General features: G+C 73.3%; 23 protein-coding genes and 2 pseudogenes. 2 read left to right on the top strand and 23 right to left on the bottom strand.

The genetic code is table 11. From position 1 onward, the window contains the following. Positions 1-37: 37 nt before the first annotated feature. A complete protein-coding gene (locus BCAV_RS12720) occupies positions 38-418 on the top strand; it encodes a hypothetical protein (RefSeq protein ID WP_015883015.1) in 381 nt (126 codons plus the stop codon). Positions 419-986: 568 nt separating this feature from the next. On the opposite strand, the gene BCAV_RS12730 is transcribed toward BCAV_RS12720, so the two are convergent. After that, positions 987-1388 (bottom strand): hypothetical protein, encoded by a 402-nt coding sequence (locus BCAV_RS12730; RefSeq protein WP_144016774.1) that lies wholly within the window; start codon positions 1386-1388, stop codon positions 987-989. 92 nt (positions 1389-1480) lie between these two features. After that, a complete protein-coding gene (locus tag BCAV_RS12735) occupies positions 1481-1933 on the bottom strand; it encodes a Panacea domain-containing protein (RefSeq protein WP_015883017.1) in 453 nt (150 codons plus the stop codon). Between the two features lie 205 nt (positions 1934-2138). Here BCAV_RS12735 and BCAV_RS12740 point away from each other — a divergent pair, with 205 nt between their 5' ends. Beyond that, positions 2139-2591, top strand: a complete 453-nt coding sequence (locus BCAV_RS12740; RefSeq protein WP_015883018.1) for a hypothetical protein — start codon at positions 2139-2141, stop codon at positions 2589-2591. Between the two features lie 246 nt (positions 2592-2837). Here the strand turns inward: BCAV_RS12740 and BCAV_RS12745 are convergent. From BCAV_RS12745 to smc, 21 genes and pseudogenes are all read right to left on the bottom strand, one after another. Beyond that, positions 2838-3089: pseudogene (locus tag BCAV_RS12745) on the bottom strand (magnesium chelatase domain-containing protein); the annotation flags it as partial. Beyond that, positions 3089-3445, bottom strand: a complete 357-nt coding sequence (locus tag BCAV_RS12750) for a YraN family protein (protein ID WP_015883019.1) — start codon at positions 3443-3445, stop codon at positions 3089-3091. The pseudogene BCAV_RS12745 and the gene BCAV_RS12750, both read right to left, overlap by 1 nt. Before the next feature lie 123 nt (positions 3446-3568). Further along, complete coding sequence (locus BCAV_RS12755; protein WP_015883020.1) at positions 3569-3871, bottom strand: DUF2469 domain-containing protein; 303 nt, start codon at positions 3869-3871, stop codon at positions 3569-3571. After that, entirely contained in the window at positions 3868-4689 is an 822-nt protein-coding gene (locus BCAV_RS12760; RefSeq protein ID WP_015883021.1) for a ribonuclease HII, read from the bottom strand. Before BCAV_RS12760 ends, BCAV_RS12755 begins: the two co-directional genes overlap by 4 nt. A 5-nt stretch (positions 4690-4694) precedes the next feature. Further along, positions 4695-5438, bottom strand: a complete 744-nt coding sequence (gene lepB / locus BCAV_RS12765; RefSeq protein WP_015883022.1) for a signal peptidase I — start codon at positions 5436-5438, stop codon at positions 4695-4697. Positions 5439-5470: 32 nt separating this feature from the next. Then, positions 5471-5827 (bottom strand): 50S ribosomal protein L19, encoded by a 357-nt coding sequence (rplS, locus tag BCAV_RS12770; protein ID WP_015883023.1) that lies wholly within the window; start codon positions 5825-5827, stop codon positions 5471-5473. Between the two features lie 209 nt (positions 5828-6036). Further along, positions 6037-6576: a GNAT family N-acetyltransferase gene (locus tag BCAV_RS23420; RefSeq protein ID WP_425358489.1), complete on the bottom strand. Its 540-nt coding sequence runs from the start codon at positions 6574-6576 to the stop codon at positions 6037-6039. After that, positions 6574-7431: pseudogene (gene trmD, locus BCAV_RS23425) on the bottom strand (tRNA (guanosine(37)-N1)-methyltransferase TrmD); the annotation flags it as partial. The gene BCAV_RS23420 and the pseudogene trmD, both read right to left, overlap by 3 nt. After that, entirely contained in the window at positions 7424-7972 is a 549-nt protein-coding gene (gene rimM, locus BCAV_RS12780) for a ribosome maturation factor RimM (RefSeq protein WP_015883025.1), read from the bottom strand. The gene rimM and the pseudogene trmD, both read right to left, overlap by 8 nt. 134 nt (positions 7973-8106) lie before the next feature. After that, the gene (locus BCAV_RS12785) at positions 8107-8343 is read right to left on the bottom strand and encodes an RNA-binding protein (protein WP_015883026.1); all 237 of its coding nucleotides are present in this window, start codon (positions 8341-8343) and stop codon (positions 8107-8109) included. Then, positions 8343-8801 (bottom strand): 30S ribosomal protein S16, encoded by a 459-nt coding sequence (gene rpsP, locus BCAV_RS12790; RefSeq protein WP_015883027.1) that lies wholly within the window; start codon positions 8799-8801, stop codon positions 8343-8345. Before rpsP ends, BCAV_RS12785 begins: the two co-directional genes overlap by 1 nt. Before the next feature lie 158 nt (positions 8802-8959). Next, the gene (locus BCAV_RS12795; RefSeq protein WP_015883028.1) at positions 8960-9772 is read right to left on the bottom strand and encodes a hypothetical protein; all 813 of its coding nucleotides are present in this window, start codon (positions 9770-9772) and stop codon (positions 8960-8962) included. Next, positions 9750-10100: a hypothetical protein gene (locus BCAV_RS12800; RefSeq protein WP_015883029.1), complete on the bottom strand. Its 351-nt coding sequence runs from the start codon at positions 10098-10100 to the stop codon at positions 9750-9752. The genes BCAV_RS12795 and BCAV_RS12800 overlap by 23 nt, the downstream gene beginning before the upstream one ends. A gap of 57 nt (positions 10101-10157) precedes the next feature. Continuing rightward, positions 10158-11744 carry a signal recognition particle protein gene (gene ffh, locus BCAV_RS12805; protein ID WP_015883030.1) on the bottom strand — a complete coding sequence of 529 codons (1587 nt, stop codon included), beginning with the start codon at positions 11742-11744 and terminating at the stop codon, positions 10158-10160. Between the two features lie 35 nt (positions 11745-11779). After that, positions 11780-11902, bottom strand: a complete 123-nt coding sequence (locus BCAV_RS23585) for a hypothetical protein (RefSeq protein ID WP_342616136.1) — start codon at positions 11900-11902, stop codon at positions 11780-11782. Then, a complete protein-coding gene (locus BCAV_RS12810) occupies positions 11877-13625 on the bottom strand; it encodes a [protein-PII] uridylyltransferase family protein (RefSeq protein WP_015883031.1) in 1749 nt (582 codons plus the stop codon). Before BCAV_RS12810 ends, BCAV_RS23585 begins: the two co-directional genes overlap by 26 nt. A gap of 50 nt (positions 13626-13675) precedes the next feature. Then, on the bottom strand, positions 13676-14014 hold the full coding sequence (locus BCAV_RS12815; RefSeq protein WP_015883032.1) for a P-II family nitrogen regulator: 339 nt from the start codon (positions 14012-14014) through the stop codon (positions 13676-13678). Continuing rightward, positions 14011-15315 (bottom strand): ammonium transporter, encoded by a 1305-nt coding sequence (locus tag BCAV_RS12820; protein ID WP_015883033.1) that lies wholly within the window; start codon positions 15313-15315, stop codon positions 14011-14013. Before BCAV_RS12820 ends, BCAV_RS12815 begins: the two co-directional genes overlap by 4 nt. Before the next feature lie 165 nt (positions 15316-15480). Next, the gene (gene ftsY / locus BCAV_RS12825; protein ID WP_015883034.1) at positions 15481-16665 is read right to left on the bottom strand and encodes a signal recognition particle-docking protein FtsY; all 1185 of its coding nucleotides are present in this window, start codon (positions 16663-16665) and stop codon (positions 15481-15483) included. Positions 16666-16716: 51 nt separating this feature from the next. After that, a complete protein-coding gene (locus tag BCAV_RS12830; RefSeq protein ID WP_015883035.1) occupies positions 16717-17025 on the bottom strand; it encodes a hypothetical protein in 309 nt (102 codons plus the stop codon). 103 nt (positions 17026-17128) lie between these two features. Beyond that, complete coding sequence (smc, locus tag BCAV_RS12835; protein ID WP_015883036.1) at positions 17129-20704, bottom strand: chromosome segregation protein SMC; 3576 nt, start codon at positions 20702-20704, stop codon at positions 17129-17131. Between the last annotated feature and the right edge of the window lie 149 nt (positions 20705-20853).

Genomic DNA, 20853 nt, shown 5'->3' on the forward strand with positions numbered 1-20853 from the left:
CACGGCGGCCCACCACATCAACCTCCGAGGAGAACCCGTGGACATCGCTCCCCCGCCACCGCCACCGAAGGCGCCCAGCGGGCTCGGCACCGCCGGCCGGAAGCTCTGGCGCGCCATCGTCGTCGACCTCGACCTCGGCCCCCACGAGGAGCTGCTGCTCACGCAGGCATGCCGCACCGCCGACATCCTCGACAAGCTCAACCTCGAGGCGCGCGACGCCGACCTCACCGTCGTCAACTCCCGCGGCGACCGCGTCGCCAACCCCCTGCTGACCGAGCAGCGGCTCCAGAACATCGTGCTGGCCCGTCTGCTCGCCTCCCTCCGCCTGCCCGAAGGCGTGGACGAGGACGACCGGATGAGTCGACCACAGCGCCGCGGAGCCGCCCGAGGCGCCTACAACGCACGGAGGATGCCGTGAGATGGCGTCACGCGCCCCGGCGTGGCCAGCTCGACCCGCTACCTGACCCGCTCACCGTCGAAACGCTCGACGCATGGGTGGACGCGCACGCGCATGACGACGTCCTCCATCGGCGCGCCGTGGTGTTGCGCCTGCTCGCATGCATGGCGTCAGGTGGACGCAGCGTGGACCCCGTCGAAGCCGCCGAGGTCTGGACAGGGCTGGCAGACGGGACCACGGATGCCCAATGACACGCCAGGAGCCGCAGATTCCTGCAAATCCGCCCCCTCGTCGACGGCTCTGAGGTCCGGAGGCGAACGAGGACGGCGAGGGCGGCTACTTTCGTGGTCAGCGCCGCGGTCGATGCGTGCCCCCTACGGCTACCGGGACCACTCGTGAGGCTGCGTCGTCGGCCCGACCAAGCCGGCCCCAGCTCGAGTCCCCTGCCCGGACGCTCACACGCGAGTCTCTGGATGGATGGGTGGCCTCCCACGAGGGCAGCCCGCTTCACGGCACCGCAGGCGTGGACCTGTTCGCGTCCTTGCGCGATCCGGGTCACCCGGACATCGACGGGGCGCGTCGAGAGGCGTCAGGTGTTCCGTAGCACTGACGGACAAACTTCGTGCTCGGGATCCCACCACAGCACGTGGAAGACGTGGTCGCGGAGCAGCCCATACAAGCGCTCCTTGCCTCCACACCTGAGACGGACGACCTCGGTCTCATCGTCCTTCTCGAGCTCCTCAAGGCGCCGCTGGGCGTCAGAGCAGAGGACTTCGATCGGGTATCGCTTGCCGTGCTCGCCCCGGAAGAGCTCGCCGAGAAGCATCGTTTCGAATGACCGCATCTTCGACAGCACATCGCGCATCGCGCTGGGCTGGGCAGCACTCAGTGACCACCGGCCATCATCGTCGAGATCGGCGAATCGCCACACCATGCGTCGCGACAGGACTTCTGCATGGTCCACGTCGAGAGCGCGCGGTGTCTTGGCCACCGTCGCCTGTGTCGCCTGCTGCGGCTGCTTCCGGCCATTGCCCCAACCGCCGGGCGGAACAGGACCGACCCGCTTGGGCCGATTGCGGGCCACTAGACACGCTCAGCGGCCGCGTGTGTAAGCGAGTCGTAGTAGTCGAAGATGCTCGTCGTCGTGATCTGCGTACTACTACGCGATCCCGCCGGGAGGTCACCGCGGGCGTCTTGCCAGGGCGCCTCGCTGTGCGTCAACTCGCTCAACTCGTGCGCCGTCTTGTCGCTATAGAAGCCGAGGACGATGTCGATGCTCTCGCGTTCGCCGGTGTCGAGTGCCTCCGCGTCACCGAGCGGCCATGTACTCACGTGGAACTGACCCCGATGGTGCCGGTACAGGTCGTAGATGACCGGCCCGTTCGCCCATGCTTGGATGGGCGCGTCAAACAACTCGCGCTCCTCCCACACCAGGTGCCAGGCGTACGAGTAGTACACGAGCTTCTGCAGCTTCATCGCCGTCATGCCGCCCTGCTTGGCGAGGATGTGAGCGGCAACATCGTGAACTGTGGCCACGGGACTCCCCTCCTTGGTCGGCTACCACGTGTCTAGCGCATGGGCACGTCCGTACGTCGGTGCCACGCCTACCGTACGGCAGGCGTACACCGTCAGCAGCCGATCGCGCGCCACTTCACCCTCTGCGCACAAGGGATTCACCCGCAGCCAACCCCGCAGGTGCGACAGGGCCGCGCGCTCCTCGTCGTCGGGCCATGATGCCTTCATGGACTGGATCGGCATCGTGGTCGCTGGCATCCTCGGCGTGTCTGGAGTGTGGGCGACGGTGTACGTCAACGACCGGAACGCGCAGCGTGCCGAGCGAGAGCGCACCCGGGATGCGGATCGAGTCGACGCGGCAGGCATCCGCGAGCAGAAGGTCGCGGACTACCGCGCCTTGCTCGATGCCTTCACGAAGTGGGCCGCACTACAGGACGGTAAGGGCAAGACGGTCGTCTACGAGACCGACGTCGATGCGAGCACCGTAGCGCTGCTAACCGCCTGTGCCAGGGCGAAGCTCGTCGCCTCGACGCCGGTCCGGCAAGCCATCGGAAGCGTCGAGGCTCTCACCGGCCGGCGATCCCCCGGGGATGCGGCACGTTCCCCGTCCGGAGTCACGACCGTCGACATCGTGTTCGACGCGCTCACAGCGGCCATGAACGCCGACGTAGCCACGTAGGGCCTCGGGACGGAGCAGCATTTCAGCCCTCGCCCGCCCGCTCGTCATATGCGGGACGATCGGGGAGCTCGGGCCGGGGGGAGGGGCATACCCCAGGGGGGTCGACGCGCGCGACAACGTGCCGGCGCGGGCGAGATGTCGCGGTCGCACGGCGAGCCACGGCGAGAGCGCGCGAGGTAGCGCGACGCGCACGACAGAGATGCACCTATGGCGCATCGCGATCTAGACACGTCGTACTCCTTGACTTGACAGGTCGAACGTGGGACCGCCCTTCGGCAACGATGCGGGCGCCAGGTTCACCGTGGCACGCCGGTTCGGCCACGCGATGCCGCACGACGTCACCGCCGCGCGCACCCGCTCCCGTGCCTCGCCCAGCGACGCGTCAGGGAGCCCGACGAGCGTGAACGCCGGCAACCCCGCCGCGAGATGTGCCTCCACCTCCACCACGTGCCCACGCAAGCCGACGAGCGCCGTCGACCACGTCCTCCCGAGCCGCATCAGCCGACCCCACGCAGGTGCTCCACTCGCGCCGCGCCCGCACGCGTGCGCAGCACGGCGACGACGTCGATCCGCACCTCACGGGCGTGCGCGTCGTGCTCGGCGAGCCAGCGCGCCGCCAGACGCCGCAGCCGCGCCAGCTTGAGCCGCGTGACGGCCTCACCGGGGTGTCCGAACGCGAGCGAGGACCGGGTCTTGACCTCGACGAAGACCAGCGTCTCGCCGTCGCGAGCCACGAGATCCAGCTCGCCGTCGGGGCACCGCCAGTTGCGCTCCACCACCTCGAGGCCCTCGGCCTCCAGCCAGCGCCCCGCCACACGTTCGCCATAGGCGCCGATCGCGTCCTTCGCGCGCATGTCCCCACCTCCTGGCGCCCACGGTCGCAGGGCAGGTCAGGGGTCGGTGGCGAGGATGTGGACAGCGCTCGGCCGCGGCTGCCGTGCCGCGCCTGGGGACAACCGGTGGCCGCCCGCGCGAGGTCAGGGCAGCTCGAGCTCCGCCTTCGCGAGCTCCTCGACGTTGACGTCCTTGAACGTCACCACGCGGACCTGCTTGACGAACCGGGCGGACCGGTACACGTCCCACACCCAGGCGTCCTGCAGGGTCAGCTCGAAGAACACCTCGCCGCCCGCGGACCGCACCTGCAGGTCGACCTGGTTCGCCAGGTAGAACCGTCGCTCGGTCTCGACGACGTAGGCGAAGAGGCCGACGACGTCGCGGTACTCGCGATAGAGCGCGAGCTCCATGTCGGTCTCGTAGTTCTCGAGGTCCTCGGCGCTCACGGCACCATCATGCCCGGTTCGAGGGAGAGCGCGGCGCGGTCGCCGGCGTCGGCAGGCTCGACGGCGTCGTCCGGATCGACGCCCAGCAGAGCATCCTCGCCGGTGCCGGGGAGCCGCCAGCTGCGGCGGTGCAGCACCGTCGGCCCGAGCTCGCGCAGTGCCGCCAGGTGCTCCGGCGCGGCGTACCCCTTGTTCGACGCCCAGTCGAAGTCGGGGTGGTCGTCGTGCAGGACGCGCATGAGCCCGTCCCTCTCGCACTTGGCGAGCACGCTGGCGGCCGCGACGACCGAGCACGTGAGGTCGGCCTTCACGCGCATCCGTACCGGCGGGACGAACGCCGTGGGCGCGACGGGCGGCTCGAGCGCCTCGAAGAGGTCGGGCTGGGGCGGGGTCAGCCAGTCGTGGGAGCCGTCGAGGATGAGCGCGCCGGGGACGACGCCGTCAGCGGCGAGCGACCCGAGGGCGCGGTGTCCGGCGAGCCGCAGCGCGGCGATGATCCCGATCTCGTCGATCTCCGCAGCGCTCGCGTGCGCCACCGCCGACGCGAATGCCCACCGGCGCACCGGCGGCACGAGCCGTTCTCGCGCGGCCGGGGTGAGGAGCTTGGAGTCCCGTAGGCCCGCGGGCGTGCGCCCGGTCGCCGGACCGACCACGACGACGCCGACCGACACCGGCCCGGCCAGGCACCCGCGCCCCACCTCGTCCATCCCGGCCACGAGCCCGCCCGGCACGCTCTCGGCGAGCTCGCGCTCGAACGCGCGGGACGGCGCGAGCCGCCGGGTGCTCCCCGCCGAGCGTCTCGTCGTCCGCGCCGACACGGTGCTCAGCTCGGGTCGGGGACGTCGGCGAAGGTCTCGCCGGGGTTGCTCAGCAGGGTCCAGCGGTCGACCGGCCAGATCGTGACGAAGGCCACGCCGACGATGTTGCGGATCGGCACCATCCCGCCGCCCGGGCTCCCGGGGTTGTACCGCGAGTCCTTGGAGTCCGGCCGGTTGTCCCCGAGCACGAACACGTGGTCGTCGGGGACGACGACGTCGAACGGGTCGTTGCTCGGTGCGGCGCCGGCGATGACGTACGGCTCCTCGATCGCCTCCCCGTTGATCGTGATGCGTCCCTCGGGGTCGCAGCACACGACGTGGTCGCCCGGCATCCCGATGAGCCGCTTCACGAGGTGGTTCCCGGAGTCGGCCGGGAGCAGGCCGATGAACTCGAGCCCGCGCTGCACGGCCTCCGCCGCCGGTGAGGACTCCTCCTCCACGGTCGGCGGCAGCCAGCCGCCCGGGTCGACGAACACGACGACGTCGCCGCGGTTCACGTCGAACGGGCCGGGTGCGAGCTTGTTGACGAGCACCCGGTCCCCGATGTCGAGCGTCGTCTGCATCGACCCCGACGGGATGTAGAACGCCTGCGCGAGGAACGTCTTGATCAGCAGCGACAGGACGAGCGCGCTGACGAGCACGATGACCGTCTCGCGGAGCGCGGAGGACGCCTTGCCTCCACGGCGCTCAGCACCCGGCGCGCCGTGGTCAGGCGGCGCCGTCTGCTCCGCGGCGTGCTCCTTGGTCACGTGCGTCCTCCCGATCGGCTGCCGCGGCGCGGTCAGCCGACCGGCGTCTCGCGCTTCTCCTTGATCTTCGCAGCCTTGCCGCGCAGGGAGCGCAGGTAGTACAGCTTGGCGCGTCGCACGTCACCGCGGGTCACGACCTCGATGTGGTCGATGGACGGCGAGTGGACCGGGAAGATGCGTTCGACGCCGACGCCGAAGCTCACCTTGCGGATCGTGAACGTCTCACGCACACCGCCACCGGCGCGGGCGATGACGACGCCCTGGAACACCTGGATGCGGGAGCGGGCGCCCTCGACGACCTTGACGTGCACCTTGAGGGTGTCACCGGGCCGGAAGGCGGGGACGTCGTCGCGGAGCGAGGCGGCGTCGACGGGGTCCAGGGTCTGCATGGGTTCTCTTCCCGCACGTGCCACAGGTCACGTGCTCATCGTGGCGGCCGGGCGCCCGAGGGCAGGGCCGCGAAGCTGGTTGTCGCGTGACGGGACGTCGTGCACGCCTGATCGAGGTTCCCCTGTGGCAGAACCGCGCGGTGCGACGCCCAGCGGACCAGTCTGCCACAGCGCTCGCGTGGCGGACGAATCCGGGCGTGCGCCCGCGGTCAGGGCAGCTGCCGGACCAGCACGTAGTCGTCCTCGAGGCGCTCCCCCACCTGGAACGTCTTCGTGCCGACGACGTCGAACCCCGCCTTCGCGTAGAAGGCGCGCGCTCGCGCGTTCTGCTGGTTGACGCCGAGCCACACGGAGCGGGCGCCGCCCGAGCGCGCCGCGTCCAGGCTCGCGTCGATGAGCAGCCGGGAGGTCCCGGTGCCGTGCATCCGCGGCAGGGCGTAGCACTTGCTCAGCTCGATCGTGGGGCGGTCGATGACGAGCTCCGCCACGTGGGCGTCGTACGGTTCGCCGGCCACGAGCATCGTGTACCCGACGAGCCCGGTGGCATCCTCGGCCACGAGCACGGTGCGGTCGGGATCCCGGAGGTAGGCGCTGAACCGTTCCGCGCTGAGGTGCTCCGCGACGAAGGCTCGGGCGGAACCGAGCGTGGTGTCGGGCGGGCACGCGAGCGGGAACGTCGCTGCCGCGAGGTCGGCGAGCGCCGCCGCGTCGGTGGAGGCCGCGGCCCGGATGCTCGGCCGACGTCGCACCCTCTGCCCGACGACGGCGTACCCGGCGCCGTCGAGCACGTCACGGTCGCGCGCGTCGAGCCGGTCGACGTCGAGCGACTCGACGAGGTCCGGCCGTCGCTCAGCCGTGCGCACGAGGGCCGCGTCCCGGCGCCACCGGGCGACGGCCCCGTGGTGCCCGGACCGCAGGACCTCGGGCACGTCCAGGCCGACCCACGAGGGTGGCTTCGTGTAGACGGGGTACTCGAGCAGTCCGGCGTCGCCGAACGACTCCTCGACCAGCGACTCCGGGTTCCCGACGACGCCGGGCAGCAGTCGCACCACCGCCTCGACCACGACGAGGGCCGCCGCCTCACCGCCGTTGAGCACGTAGTCCCCGATCGACACCTCCCGCACCGTCACGCCGGGTTCGCCGGCGTACCGCTCCGCGACGCGTGCGTCGATCCCCTCGTACCGCCCGCACGCGAGCACGAGCCTGGCGGGTGGCCCGGCCGCGCCGCTCACGGCGCCGGCGAGCTCGTGGGCAATCGCCTGCGTGAACGGCGTGCCGGACGGTGTCGGCACCAGGAGGACGACGTCGCGCACCTCCGGACCGCCGTCGGGTCCCGGCGCCTGGCCCGTGGCGTCGATCGCGCGCCCCCACACGTCCGGGCGCATCACCATGCCCGCCCCGCCCCCGAAGGGCGTGTCGTCGACCGTGCGGTGGCGGTCGGTGGCGACGTCCCGCAGGTCGTGCACCCGCAGGTCGAGGAGCCCGTCCCGGCGTGCCTTCCCGACGAGCGAGAGCTCCAGCGGACGCAGGTACTCCGGGAAGATCGTGACGACGTCGATGCGCGGGGCGGCGGACGCCGTCGGCCCGGCAGCCGGGTCAGTCATCGTCGTCGAGGTCGGCAGCGCCAGCCGGGTGGTCGATGAAGAGCCCTCCGGGCGGGTCGACGACGACGCGACCTGCCGCGACGTCGACGCTCGGCACGAGGGCGGTGACGAACGGGACCAGCGCGTGCGCGCCGGACGGCTCGACGACCACGAGCACGTCGTGCGCGGGCGGGTGCTCGACGGCGACCACCTCGCCGAGCACGTGACCGTCCGGGGTGACGGCTTCCAGGCCCACGAGCTCCCGCGGGTACCAGGCGTCGTCGTCGACGCGCGGCTCGGCGACCAGCTCGACGCCGCGCAGCGCCTCCGCGGCGGTGCGGTCGGCGATCTCGGCGAACGCGATGACGTACCCCGCGCCGGTGCGGCGCAGCCGGGCGATCGTGAGGGGTCCGGCGGCCGGCGGGTCGGTCCGCACCTTCGTGCCCGGCGCGAGCCGGTTCTCGTCGTCGGTCCGGACCGTCAGGCGGACCTCGCCGCGCAAGCCGAGCGCGGCGCCCAGCCTGGCGAGGACGACGTCGTCATCCTGATCGGTGCTGCTCACGGCACTCCTTGTCGTCGCGGTGGGAACCACCATGACCATCCTGCCGCGACCGCGGCCGGCGCGGCGAGCCACGTCGCGTGGCGGGACGAGCGAGGCCCGCGTCCTGGTGGACGCGGGCCTCGTTCGTCAGGCGTTCAGCGCCGCGGGGAGTCGACGACGTCGATCCGCACGGGCTGGGTGGCCAGCGCGCCGACCACGGTGCGCAAGGCACGGGCGGTGCGACCGGAACGGCCGATCACGCGCCCGAGGTCGTCGGCGTGGACACGGACCTCGAGCAGGTCACCGCGTCGCAGCGTGCGCGAGGAGACCTGGACGTCGTCCGGGTTGTCGACGATCCCGCGCACCAGGTGCTCGAGCGCGTCGGCGAGCATCAGGACTCGGATCCCTCGGCGTCGTCGGCAGCGGCGGAGCCGGCCTCGTCGGCCGACGCGGCGGCAGCGGCCTTCTTCTCGGAGGCCTTCGCCTTGTGCTTCTCGGCCTCGGCCTCGATCGCGGCGACCTTCTCCTTGGCGGCGTCGGGGGACGCGGCAGCGGCGCCGTCCTTGACGCGCAGCGTGCCCTCGGCGCCCGGGAGACCCTTGAACTTCTGCCAGTCGCCGGTGACCTTGAGGAGGGCGAGCACCTGCTCGGTCGGCTGCGCGCCGACGCCGAGCCAGTACTGGGCCCGCTCAGAGGCGATGTCGATGACCGAGGGGTCCTCGGTCGGGTGGTACTTGCCGATCTCCTCGATGACTCGCCCGTCCCGACGGGTACGGGAGTCGGCGACGACGACGCGGTAGTACGGCGCCCGGATCTTGCCGAGACGCTTGAGACGGATCTTGACGGCCACTGTGGTGGTTGCTCCTGGTTCGATGGGGTGAGGCGCGCGCTGCGACGTGGGGCGTGCGACGGCGAACCTCGGGACACGGCGAGCACGGAGAGAGGGGCCGGGCACGCCGAGTACAGCGGGTCATTCTGCCAGAGCGGAGCGGGTGCGCCCAACCTGGCTCAATCGGAGGAGACACCGGCCTCCGACTCCCCCGGCCCGCCGCCCTCCGACTGCCCCGGAACCCCGCCCTGCGCGTCGCCCGGAACCCCGCCCTGCCCGTGGTCGGCCTCGGCGAAGGGGTGGTCGTACCCGCCCGGTCCGGAGCCGAGCGCGTCGGTCACGCCGGCGACGGCGTCGCGAGCTGCGGTGACGGCGTCATCGACCTCGCGGAACAGCCGCGCGATCTCGTCGGCGACCGCCGCCCCGCGGGTCTCGAGCTCCGCCAGCTGGTGCCGCAGGTCCTCGACGCGGCCCGCGTCGAGGCCGTCGGCGTCCCGCTCGGCCTCGTGGAGGTCGTTCTCGACGCGTGCCGCCTCGGCATCGATCTCGTCGAGGTCCCCGCGCCGGGCGCCGACCAGCTCCGCGCGGTCGCTCACGAACCACGCGACGTCGACGAGCCGCCGTCCGACCTCGGTCAGCACCTGGCGTCGACCCTCGACGGCGTCGACGAGACCCCGCAGGTAGGCGCGCGCCGCCTCCGCGGCGTTCCCGGACCAGTCCGAACCGACGTCGCTGGTGTCCTGGGCGACCTCGTCCGCGAGCGTCGTGTGGAACGCCCCGAGCGAGGAGAATGCCTCACCGGCCCGGGCGAGACCCGCCCAGTCGCCGGCGAATCGGTCCCTGGTCGGCTTCTCGAGGTCGATCCCGAGGAACCGTTGCACGAGGTCGGGCACCAGCCAGGAGAGCCAGCTCCCGCGCCCGGTGGCGACGGCGACGAGATCCGCCGCGATGCCCGGCTCGGCGGGCGGCTCAAGCGCCGCGAGACTGCTCACCGTTCCCACCGCCCGCCGGCACAGCGTCCAGGTCGTCGTCGAGCTCCGCCGCCCGGTCGGCATCGGTGTCGGTGTAGTACGCCGCGCTGGAATCCAGCTCGTCGCCCGAGGCCAGGAGCGCGCGGCCGAGACCCTCGAGCCCGGCCACGGTCGCCTCCGCCGCACCGACGCGGGCGCCGTCGATCCGGCCGAAGCACTCGCCGTCGCCGCCGGCGCCGGGCAGCCAGCTGCCCGCGTACGATCGCGCGGCCGCCGCGGCGTCGGCGCCGAGGCGCAGCCCGTTGGCCAGCCGCCGCAGCGCTTCGGGATCGACCGAGAACTCGCTCATGCCTCCGAGCGTGCCGGCGGCCCCTTGCAGATCGCTTTCAGATCGCCGGGACCGGCGTCAGCGACGCAGGAACTTGTCGAGCCCTTCGGGCAGGTCGAGCTTCGGCGTCTCCTCGGCCGCGGGCAGGCCGAACGCCGATCCCGCCGCCGGCTTCGCGGTCGCGCGCTCCGCCGCCGCACGCTCCTCGGCCGCCCGCTTGGCCGGGTTGCCGCTGCGCGACTTCTTCCCGCGCTTCGGCGGCGGGGCCATGCGCCCCTTCGACTTCTTGCCGCCGCCCGGCAGGCCGCCCATCCCGGGGAGGCCGCCCATCCCGGGCACCCCGCCCGGCATGCCACGCCCGCCGTTGCGCGCCATGGACCGCATCATCGTCTTCGCCTGGTCGAACCGGTCGAGCAGCTGGTTGATCTCGGTCACCGTCGTACCCGAGCCGCGGGCGATCCGCGACCGCCTCGAGCCGTTGAGGATCTTCGGGTTCTCGCGCTCGGCCGGCGTCATGGACCGCACGATCGCCTCGACGCGGTCCACCTCACGCTCGTCGAAGTTCTCGAGCTGCTCGCGGATCTGCCCCATCCCCGGCAGCATGCCGAGCATCTTCTTCATCGACCCCAGCTGCTTCATCTGCTGCATCTGGGTGAGGAAGTCGGCGAGCGTGAAGTCGCCGTCACCGGCGATCTTGTTCGCCATCTCCTCGGCCTGATCGGCGTCGAACGCCCGCTCGGCCTGCTCGATGAGCGTGAGGACGTCGCCCATGTCGAGGATGCGCGACGCCATGCGGTCCGGGTGGAACCGCTCGAAGTCCGTCACCTTCTCGCCGGTCGAGGCGAAGAGCACCGGCGCACCGGTGACCTGGGCGACGGACAGCGCGGCGCCACCACGCGCGTCGCCGTCGAGCTTCGAGAGCACGACGCCGGTGAAGCCGACACCCTCGGCGAACGCGTTCGCCGTCGTCACCGCGTCCTGACCGATCATCGCGTCGACCACGAACAGGATCTCGTCCGGGCTCACGGCGTCGCGGATGTCCGCGGCCTGCCGCATCATCTCGGCGTCGACGCCGAGGCGGCCGGCGGTGTCGACGACGACGACGTCGTAGTACCGGTCCTTCGCGTGCGCGACGCCGGTGCGCGCGACGGCGACCGGGTCGCCCGTGCCGTTGCCCGGCTCGGGCGCCCACACCGGCACCCCGGCGTTCTCGCCGACGATCTGCAGCTGCTGGACGGCGTTCGGCCGCTGCAGGTCCGCCGCCACGAGCAGCGGGGTGTGCCCCTCGCTGCGCAGCCAGTGGCCGAGCTTCCCCGCGAGCGTCGTCTTGCCCGCGCCCTGGAGGCCGGCGAGCAGGATGACCGTCGGCGGGCGCTTCGCGAAGCGGAGCTCCCGCGCGGAGCCGCCGAGGATCTGGGTGAGCTCCTCGTTGACGATCTTGACGATCTGCTGCGACGGGTTGAGCGCGCGGGACACCTCGGCCGAGGACGCGCGCTCGCGCACCGTCGCCGTGAAGGACCGGACGACGGGCAGGGCCACGTCGGCGTCGAGCAGCGCCCGCCGGATCTCGGTGACGGTGGCCTCGATGTCGGCCTCGGAGAGCCGGCCCTTGCCGCGCAGGGACGAGAAGGCGGCGCTCAGGCGATCGGACAGGGTGGCGAACACGTGGTGACCTCGCGGCTCGAGTCGGGGAACTGCCCTCAGGGTAACGCGAGGGCGACGCCCACCCGCTGCGTCAGGGCGTCCACGAGCCGCTCCCGCCACGGCGTCCACGCCTTCTCCCCCGCGGCCCGCGCGTCAGCCTCCGTCAGGGCCCGCAGCATCCGCAGGACCTCCGGGGCGGCCGTCGACGGCGCGCACGACGTCGCGGGCGACGTCGGGGTCGTCCGGGTCGGCGCGCGTCGCGAGCTCGGCGAGCAGGAGGTGGTGCGCGACGAGCAGGACGACGACGTCGCGTTCCGCCGGCTCGAAACCCATCCGGTCGAGGATCGGCCCGGCGAGCTCGGCACCGCGCGCGCTGTGGTCCCGAGCCCCGCGCACCTTGCCGATGTCGTGCAGCAGCGCGGCGACCAGGAGCAGGTCGCGGTGCGCCGCGTCGGTGGGTGCGGACTCGACGTCCGCCACGTTCGCGACGGTCTGCACCAGGTGCCGGTCCACGGTGTACCTGTGCACCGGGTTGCGCTGCGGTCGGTTGCGCACCTGAGCCCACTCGGGGATCCACGTCGTGACGACGCCCGCGAGGTCGAGCGCCTCCCAGACGTCGATCTGTGCCTCGCCGCTGCCGAGCAGGTGCAGCAGCGACGTCCGGGCTGCCCGCGGCCAGGGTTCAGGCAGCGGCGGGGTCGCCGTCAGGCTCCGCACCGTCACCGGGGAGAGCGCGAGCCCGGTGCGCGCCGACGTCGCCGCGGCGCGCAACGACAGCAGGGGGTCGGCCCCGGGACGTGCGTCGGTACCGAGCACGAGCTCGCCGTCGTGCTCCACGAGGCCCTCGGCGACGGCGCGCAGCCGCGGCGGGACCCGCCGTCCGCGGACGACGCGCGGTCCCCGCCACGGCGCCGGTCGCCGCAGCGCCTGCCGGGCGTGGCGCACGGTGGTGTCGAGCGCGTACGCGACCGTCCGGGCCGCCTGCGCGAGCGAGGCCAGGAGGTCGTCGCGGTCGCCGAACCCGCAGCGTGCCGCCACCTCGTCGGCGTCGGCCGCGAGCAGGCGGTTGGTCGAGCGCCCGGTGGTGAGCGCGAGGGCGTCCCGCACCCCGAGCAGGTGCGACCGCGCGAGGTCGAGGTCCCCGTGCGGCCGGTCGGTCAGCCAGGTCGCGGCGAGAGCCGAGACGACGACGGCGTCCCGGATGCCGCCTCGCGCCTCCTTGAGATCGGGCTCGATGAGGTAGGCGAGGTCGCCGCTGCGCTCCGCCCGCACCCGGGTCGACGCGACGAGCTCGGGCAGCCGCCGCCGGGCGGCACCGCGCCAGTCCTCGAGGACCGCCGCGCGGGCTCGGTGCACGACGCCGGCGTCGCCGGCCACGTGCCGCAGGTCGAGCAGGCCGACGGCGGCGGGGAGGTCCTTCGACGCGATCTGGCGGCACTGGGCGAGCGTGCGCACGGAGTGGTCGAGGTCGAGGCCGGCGTCCCAGACGGGGTACCAGAGCGCGTTCGCGAGGGCGGCCACCTCCTCGGCGGTCAGCGTGCGCCCGTCGTGCACGAGCATGACGTCCAGGTCGGACACAGGACCGGCGTCCCGCCGCCCCTGGGACCCGACGACCGCGAGCGCGGCCCCGCCGTCGACGAGGCCGAGTCGCTGGTGGGCGGCCACCCACAGGTCCTCGAGCGCGGCGTCCACCAGGTCGGCCAGCCGGGCGCGGTAGGCCTGACCCCCGACGAGCGTGGGCGGCTCGCCGTGCGGAGGGGCGCCGTCGCCCTCGACGCCGCTCGTGCGCTCGCGGTGCGGCCCACCCGGGCCCCCGGGAAGAAGCAGGCGGGCACGGCGGAGGTCCCGCACGCGTGCGTGCGGGACCTCCGGCGCCACCACTGACGCTGCCGCGCCGGCCACCGCCCTGTCCCCGTCCGTCCCCCGACGGCTGCCTGCGTCCGGCACGGTTCCTACAGCGCCCCGGCCCCGTGCTCGCCGGTGCGGACGCGGACGACGTCGTCGACCGACGACGTCCACACCTTGCCGTCGCCGATCTTCCCCGTCTGCGCCGCCTGCACGATGACCTCGGTGACGGTGGCGGCGGCCTCGTCCTCGACGAGCACCTCGATCCGCACCTTCGGGACCAGGTCGACCGTGTACTCGGCGCCCCGGTAGACCTCCGTGTGCCCGCGCTGCCGGCCGTACCCGCTGGCCTCGCTCACGGTCATCCCACGAACCCCGGCCGCCTCGAGCGCAGCCTTCACGTCGTCCAGCCGGTGCGGCTGGATCACTCCGGTGACGAGCTTCATGCCCTGGCCTCCTGTCCGATCCGTCCCGCGCTGATGCCCTCGTACGCACTCTCACCGTGCTCCGCGAGATCGATTCCCGCGACCTCGACGTCCTCGCTCACCCGCCAGCCGATGACCGCCTTGATGATGAACCCGATGATCGCCGTCACCACGCCGGAGTAGACGATGGCGACGACGGCGATGATCACCTGGACGGCCAGCTGCGAGAAGCCGCCGAACCCGAAGGTGCCGTCCTCGGTGAAGAACACCGAGCCACCGGTCGAGAGGAACCCGATGAGCACGGTGCCCACGAGACCGCCGACGAGGTGGACGCCGACGACGTCGAGCGAGTCGTCGTAGCCGAGCTTGTACTTGAGGCCGACGGCCAGCGCACACAGCACACCGGCCACGACACCCAGCACGAGCGAGCCGACCGGGTTGAGCGCCCCAGCGGCCGGGGTGATCGCGACGAGGCCGGCGACGACGCCGGACGCCGCACCGAGCGACGTCGCGTGCCCGTCGCGGAGCTTCTCCACGAGCAGCCAGCCGAGGATCGCGGCGGCGGTGGCGGAGGTCGTGTTGACCCACGCGAGCCCGGCCACGCCGTCGGCGGTGAAGGCGGAACCGGCGTTGAACCCGAACCAGCCGAACCAGAGCAGCGCGGCGCCGAGCATGACGAGCGGCAGGTTGTGCGGCCGCATCGGCTCCTTGCCGAAGCCTCGGCGCGCGCCGATGATCAGCGCCAGCACGAGGCCCGCGACGCCGGCGTTGATGTGCACCACCGTGCCGCCGGCGAAGTCGATCGGTGCCGCGATGGACGCGAACGGGCCGTCACCGCTCAGGAGACCGCCGCCCCACACCATGTGCGCCATCGGGAAGTAGCCCAGCGTCACCCAGAGCACGACGAACACGAGCCACGCCGAGTACTTCGTGCGGTCGGCGATCGCGCCGGCGACGAGCGCCGTCGTGATGATCGCGAACGTCACCTGGAACGCCACCCCGACGATCTGCGGCACCCCGTAGTCGTCGAGGATGAAGTTGCCGTCGGCGTCGTAGATCGTGCCCGAGAGGCCGAACTGCTCGAACGGGTTGCCGATCCACCCGCCGACGTCGGAGCCGTAGGACATCGACCAACCCCACAGCACGTACACGACGCCGATGACGGCGATCGCGCCGAAGCACATCATCATCATGTTGAGGACCGACTTCGACCGGGTCATGCCGCCGTAGAACAGCGCCAGACCCGGGGTCATCAACAGCACGAGGGACGCGGAGGTCAGCATCCACGCCGTCGCGCCCCAGTTGAGCCCGAGCTCATCCATGCAGATCTTCTCCCATCACCGGGCCTGGTGGCCGGAACGGGGATCACAGTTCTGGAGCGGCGTTACCGGGCGAGCGTGCGTGTGTTACGACGACGTGACGGATCGCGCGGCGGCGTGAACATCCTGTTGCGCGGACAGGGTCGTACCAGGATGTGGACGATCCGCTCAGGCGAGCAGGGCGTCGACGAACGCGTCGGGCTCGAACGGCGCGAGGTCGTCGGGACCCTCGCCGAGCCCGACGAACTTCACCGGCACCCCGAGCTCGCGCTGCACGGCGACGACGATGCCGCCCTTCGCGCTGCCGTCCAGCTTCGTCAGGACGATGCCGGTCAGCGGGACGACCTCCGCGAACACCCGCGCCTGACGCAGCCCGTTCTGCCCGGTGGTCGCGTCGAGGACGAGCAGCGTCTCGGCGATCGGCGCGCGCCGCGACGCCACACGTGCGATCTTGCCGAGCTCGTCCATGAGCCCCGCCTTGTTCTGCAGCCGCCCGGCGGTGTCGACGATGACGACGTCGGCGCCCGCCTCGTCCGCGGCGCGCACCGCCTCGAACGCGACGCTCGCCGGGTCGGCGCCGTACCGGTCGGCCCGGATGACCGGCACCCCCACGCGGGACCCCCAGGTCGCGAGCTGGTCGGCCGCGGCCGCGCGGAACGTGTCGGCGGCGCCGAGCACGACGTCCCGGTCGGACGCCACGAGCAGGCGCGCCAGCTTCCCCACCGTCGTCGTCTTGCCGGTGCCGTTGACACCGACGACGAGAACCGTCGCCGGGTGCAGCTCGTCGTCCGCCCCGAGGCTCGGCGAGTCGGCCAGCGCCCGGTCCATCGCCGGGTCCACCTGCGCGAGGAGGAGCTCGCGCAGCAGGGCGCGCACGGAGTCCGCATCGCGGGTGCCGAGGACGCGCACCCGGGTGCGGAGGGACTCCATGAGCTCGGTCGTCGGCCCGACCCCGAGGTCGGCCGCCAGCAGGGTGTCCTCGAGCTCCTCCCAGTCGCCCTCGCCGATGTGGTCCCGGGCGAGGACGCCGAGCAGCGCCTGCCCGAACGACCCCGACCGGGCGAGGCGGTCACGCAGGCGCACCAGACGAGAGGCGACCGGCTCCGGCCCCTCGACGGACGGCGCCGCCGTCTCCGGGAGCGGCACGTCGACCAGGCCGGGGCGCCCACCCTCGGGCGCGCCCTCCGGTTCCTCGCCGACGCCGGACTCCGGCGCCTGCGCCGTCGGCACGTGCGGCGGCGCTCCAGCCTGTCCGCGGCGGCGCCGGCGGGGCGCGAGCAGCACGACGCCCACGACGAGGAGGACGAGGACGACGCCGAGCACGGCGGGCAGGAACCAGGTCTGGTCGGTCACGCCCGGCAGTCTCCCCCACCGGCGAGCGGCGCTGCCACTCGCACCGGGGTGCTAGCGCCCCTGGTCGGCGTCGCGCGCCCGGTGGGCCAGCACGTCGCGCAGGTCGGGGACCTCCGCGTAGGCGGGGCCGTCCACGGGCTCGCCGATGGCGAAGATCTCGCCGACGCCCGCTGCGGCGTCGTCGTCATCGCCGGCGGCCGGAGGAGGGCCTTCACCACGACCGCGCCACGCGTCGAACGCGTCCCGCAGCCAGGGACCGAAACCCTCGTCGGGGCGGTGCGCGACGAGCATGACCACGAGCACGACGACCGCGATCACGATGCTCGACACCATGGCCACCCCGGCCCCCGACATGCTCATACCATCAGTATCACCGCGAGGAGCGCGGCATCGCCGGACGGGGCCCGTGCCGCGGCGTGAACATTCCGTGAAGACCCCGTGATCCTGCTCACGCCCGCGCGGCTCACCTCCCGCCGACGGCGGCGGGCTCGTCCTCCTTGAGGCGCTGGCTGATCACCGTCGTCACGCCGTCGCCGCGCATCGTGACCCCGTAGAGCGCGTCGGCGATCTCCATCGTCCGCTTCTGGTGGGTCACGACGATCAGCTGCGAGCTGGCGCGCAGCTCCGTGAAGATCTCGAGGAGGCGGCCGAGGTTGACGTCGTCGAGCGCCGCCTCGACCTCGTCCATCACGTAGAACGGGCTGGGTCTGGCCTTGAAGATCGCCACGAGGATGGCGACGGCGGTGAGCGACCGCTCGCCACCGGAGAGCAGCGACAGGCGCTTGACCTTCTTCCCCGGCGGACGCGCCTCCACCTCGATGCCGGTCGTCAGCATGTCGTCCGGATCCGTCAGCAGGAGGCGGCCCTCACCGCCCGGGAACAGTCGGGAGAACACGCCCTCGAACTCGCGCGCCGTGTCGGCGAACGCGTCGGTGAAGACCGCCTCGACCCGCTCGTCGATCTCGCGGACAATCTCGAGCAGGTCGGCGCGGGAGGACTTGAGGTCCGCCAGCTGGCGCGTGAGGAACGCGTGCCGCTCCTCGAGCGCGGCGTGCTCCTCGAGCGCCAGCGGGTTGACGCGCCCCAGCAGGGCGAGCGCGCGCTCCGCCGCACGCAGCCGCTTCTCCTGCTCCGTCCGCACGTACGGCCGGGTGACGGGCTCGGTCTCGTCGTCCGGCGCCGCGCCCGGTGCGGCGGCCTCCGGCACGGAGCGGTCCGGTCCGTACTCCTCGACGAGCACCGCCGGGTCGATCCCGAGCTCCTCCACGCTGCGGGTCTCGAGCTGCGTGATGCGCAGCCGCTGCTCCGCGCGGGCGACCTCGTCGCGGTGCACGACGTCGGTCAGCTCCGCGTGCCGCCGGGCGAGCTCGTCGAGCTCCGCCCGCACCTGGGTGAGCTCGACGTCCCGCTCGGCGCGTGCGGCCTCGGCCACCTCGCGCTCGGAGGTCGCCCTGGCGAGCGACCGGTCGAGCTCGGACAGCGCGGCGGCCGCGACCTCGCGGACCTCCTGCGCGACCAGCGCCTGCCGCCGGCGCACCCGCATCTTCTCCGCGGCGCGCTCGCGCGCGGCGCGCTCGACGCGGGCAGCCCGCTCGAGCGACGCCGCCCGCCCGCCGATCGCGCGCATCCGCTCCTCAGCCGTCCGCAGCACGAGGCGGGCGTCCGTCTCGGCGGCTCGTGCCGTGCGGGAGGCCTCCGCCGCGGCGTCCCGCTCCGTGGCCGCCGCCTCGACGTCGCCGTCGGCCGCCTCGGGCTCCCGCTGCGCGACCTCGAGCCGTTCGGCGAGCTCGGACAGCTCACCCTCCCGCTCCGCCAGAGCAGCCTGGGCCGCGCCGATGGCCGCCGTCGACCGTTCCGCCTCGGCGCTCGCGGCCCGCACGGCCGCGCCGAGCCGGCCGAGCCGTTCGGCGACGGCGGCGAACCGTGCGTCCGACGCGTGGAGCGCCTCGAGGGTGCCCTCGTGCGCCCGCCGGGCACCCTCCTCCGCCGTGCGCGCCGCGGACAGCTCGAACCGGGAGCGTTCCGCGCGCGCCGTCGCGTCGGCGAGCTCGCGAACCGCCTCGTCGCGAGCGGCATGGAGCTCGAGCGCGCTCGGCCCCGACGCGCTGCCGCCGCCCGCGCGTGCTCGGCCGAGCACGTCGCCGGCCGACGTGACGGCGACGACGTCGGCGTCCGCGACGACAGCCCTGGCCTGTGCCAGGTCGTCCACGACGACGACGCCGTCGAGCAGCCGCTGCACGGTGCCGTCCAGGGGCGCCTCGGTGCGCACGACGTCGCGCGCCCACCGCGTCCCGGCCGGGGCGGGTCCGGCGGGCGCGGGGTCCGCGCCGGCGACGACGAGGTGCGCCCAGCCGGCTTCCCCGTCGCGCACGTGGCGCACGGCGTCGACGGCACCCTCGATCGAGGCGACGGCAGCGGCGTCGACGAGCGGGCCGAGTGCCGCCGCGATGGCGTTCTCGTAGCCCGGGGTGACCGTGAGGAAGTCCGCGAGCGCGCCGAGGACGTCGGCCGGGCGTTCGGAGTCGGCGAGCAGGGCGCCCGTGCCGTCCTTGCGCGTGAGGGACAGCTCGAGCGCGTCCCGCCGTGCCGTCCAGCGCGCGATGTCGCCCTCGGCCTCGCGGCCCGACTCCACCAGGCGGGCCACCTCCGCGCCGGCCGTCTCGAGGGCTCCGCTCGCCTCCTCGTGCGCCGCGTCGAGGTCCTCCTCGCCCTCCTCGACCCCGGCGGCCTGCCGTTCGAGCTCGTCGAACTCGGTCCGCGCCTCGCGCTCGCGGCCCTGGGCGTCGGCGAGCGCCGAGTGCAGACGCTCGAGCTCCGCCGCCTGGGCCTCCGCCCGGCTGCGCAGCGCTCCGACCTTCCCGGCGAGGCGGGCGAGACCCTCGCGCCGGTCGGCGACGCCGCGGTGCCGGGCCGCGAGCTCGTGCTCCGTGCGCGCGGCCTCCGCCTCGGCGAGCTGGCGCGTCTCGACCCGAGCTGCGAGGCCCTCCTTCGCCGCGTCGACCTCGCGCGCGAGGTCGCGCTCCGCGTCGCGGGCGCGCTCGGCCTGGGCCTCGAGGTCGTCCGGGTCGGCGCCCTCGGGCTCGGCCTCGGGGGTCCCGAGCAGGCGGCACCGCTCGGCGGCGAGGGTGGCGGTGCCCCGCATGCGTTCGCGCAGCCCGGACAGCCGGTACCAGACCTCCGTCGCCTCGCTCAGGGCGGGTGCGGCAGCCGCGGCCCGCGACTCGTGCGTGGCGAGCCGGCCGCGCGCGTCGGCCTGCGCCGCCTCGACCTCGTCGCGTGCCGTGCGCAGCGCCGTCTCGTCGGCGATCTCCTGCTCGAGCGTCGCGGTGAGCTGCACGAGGTCGTCCGCCAGCAGGCGCGCACGGGAGTCCCGCAGGTCCGCCTGGACCACGCGGGCGCGCCGGGCGACGTCGGCCTGCTTCGCGAGCGGGCCGAGCTGCCGCCGGATCTCGGCCGTCAGGTCGGTGAGCCGGGCGAGGTTCGCCGCCATCGCCTCGAGCTTGCGCAGCGCCTTGTCCTTGCGCTTGCGGTGCTTGAGGATCCCCGCGGCCTCCTCGATGAAGCCGCGGCGTTCCTCTGGCGTGGCGCGCAGGACGGCGTCGAGCTGGCCCTGCCCGACGATCACGTGCATCTCGCGGCCGAGGCCGGAGTCCGAGAGCAGGTCCTGGATGTCGAGCAGGCGGCACGCCGTGCCGTTGATGGCGTACTCGGAGCCGCCACCGGAGAAGAGCGTCCGGGAGATCGTGACCTCGGCGTAGTCGATCGGGAGCGCGCCGTCGGCGTTGTCGATCGTCAGCGAGACCTCGGCGCGGCCGAGCGGCGGCCGGGACGCGGTGCCCGCGAAGATGACGTCGGACATCGCGCCGCCGCGCAGCGTCTTGGCGCCCTGCTCCCCCATCACCCACGCCAGGGCGTCGACCACGTTCGACTTGCCGGAGCCGTTCGGGCCGACCACGCACGTGATGCCCGGCTCCAGGTGGAGCGTGGTCGCCGACGCGAAGGACTTGAATCCTCGCAGCGTCAACGTCCTCAGGTGCACATCGGCAGCCTAGGGGCAGGTGCGGCCCGGGGCCCGGAAGCGGGCCCCGCACAGCCCGGATCGCCGTCATCCGGGGGCCATGCGCCGTTCACCGGGCGCTCGGAGAGCAGCCCCCACGGAGGCGGGCCCATGCACTAGTCTCCCTTTGT

It is taken from the genome of Beutenbergia cavernae DSM 12333 (assembly GCF_000023105.1).
In the GTDB taxonomy this organism is placed as follows: Bacteria; Actinomycetota; Actinomycetes; order Actinomycetales; family Beutenbergiaceae; genus Beutenbergia; species Beutenbergia cavernae.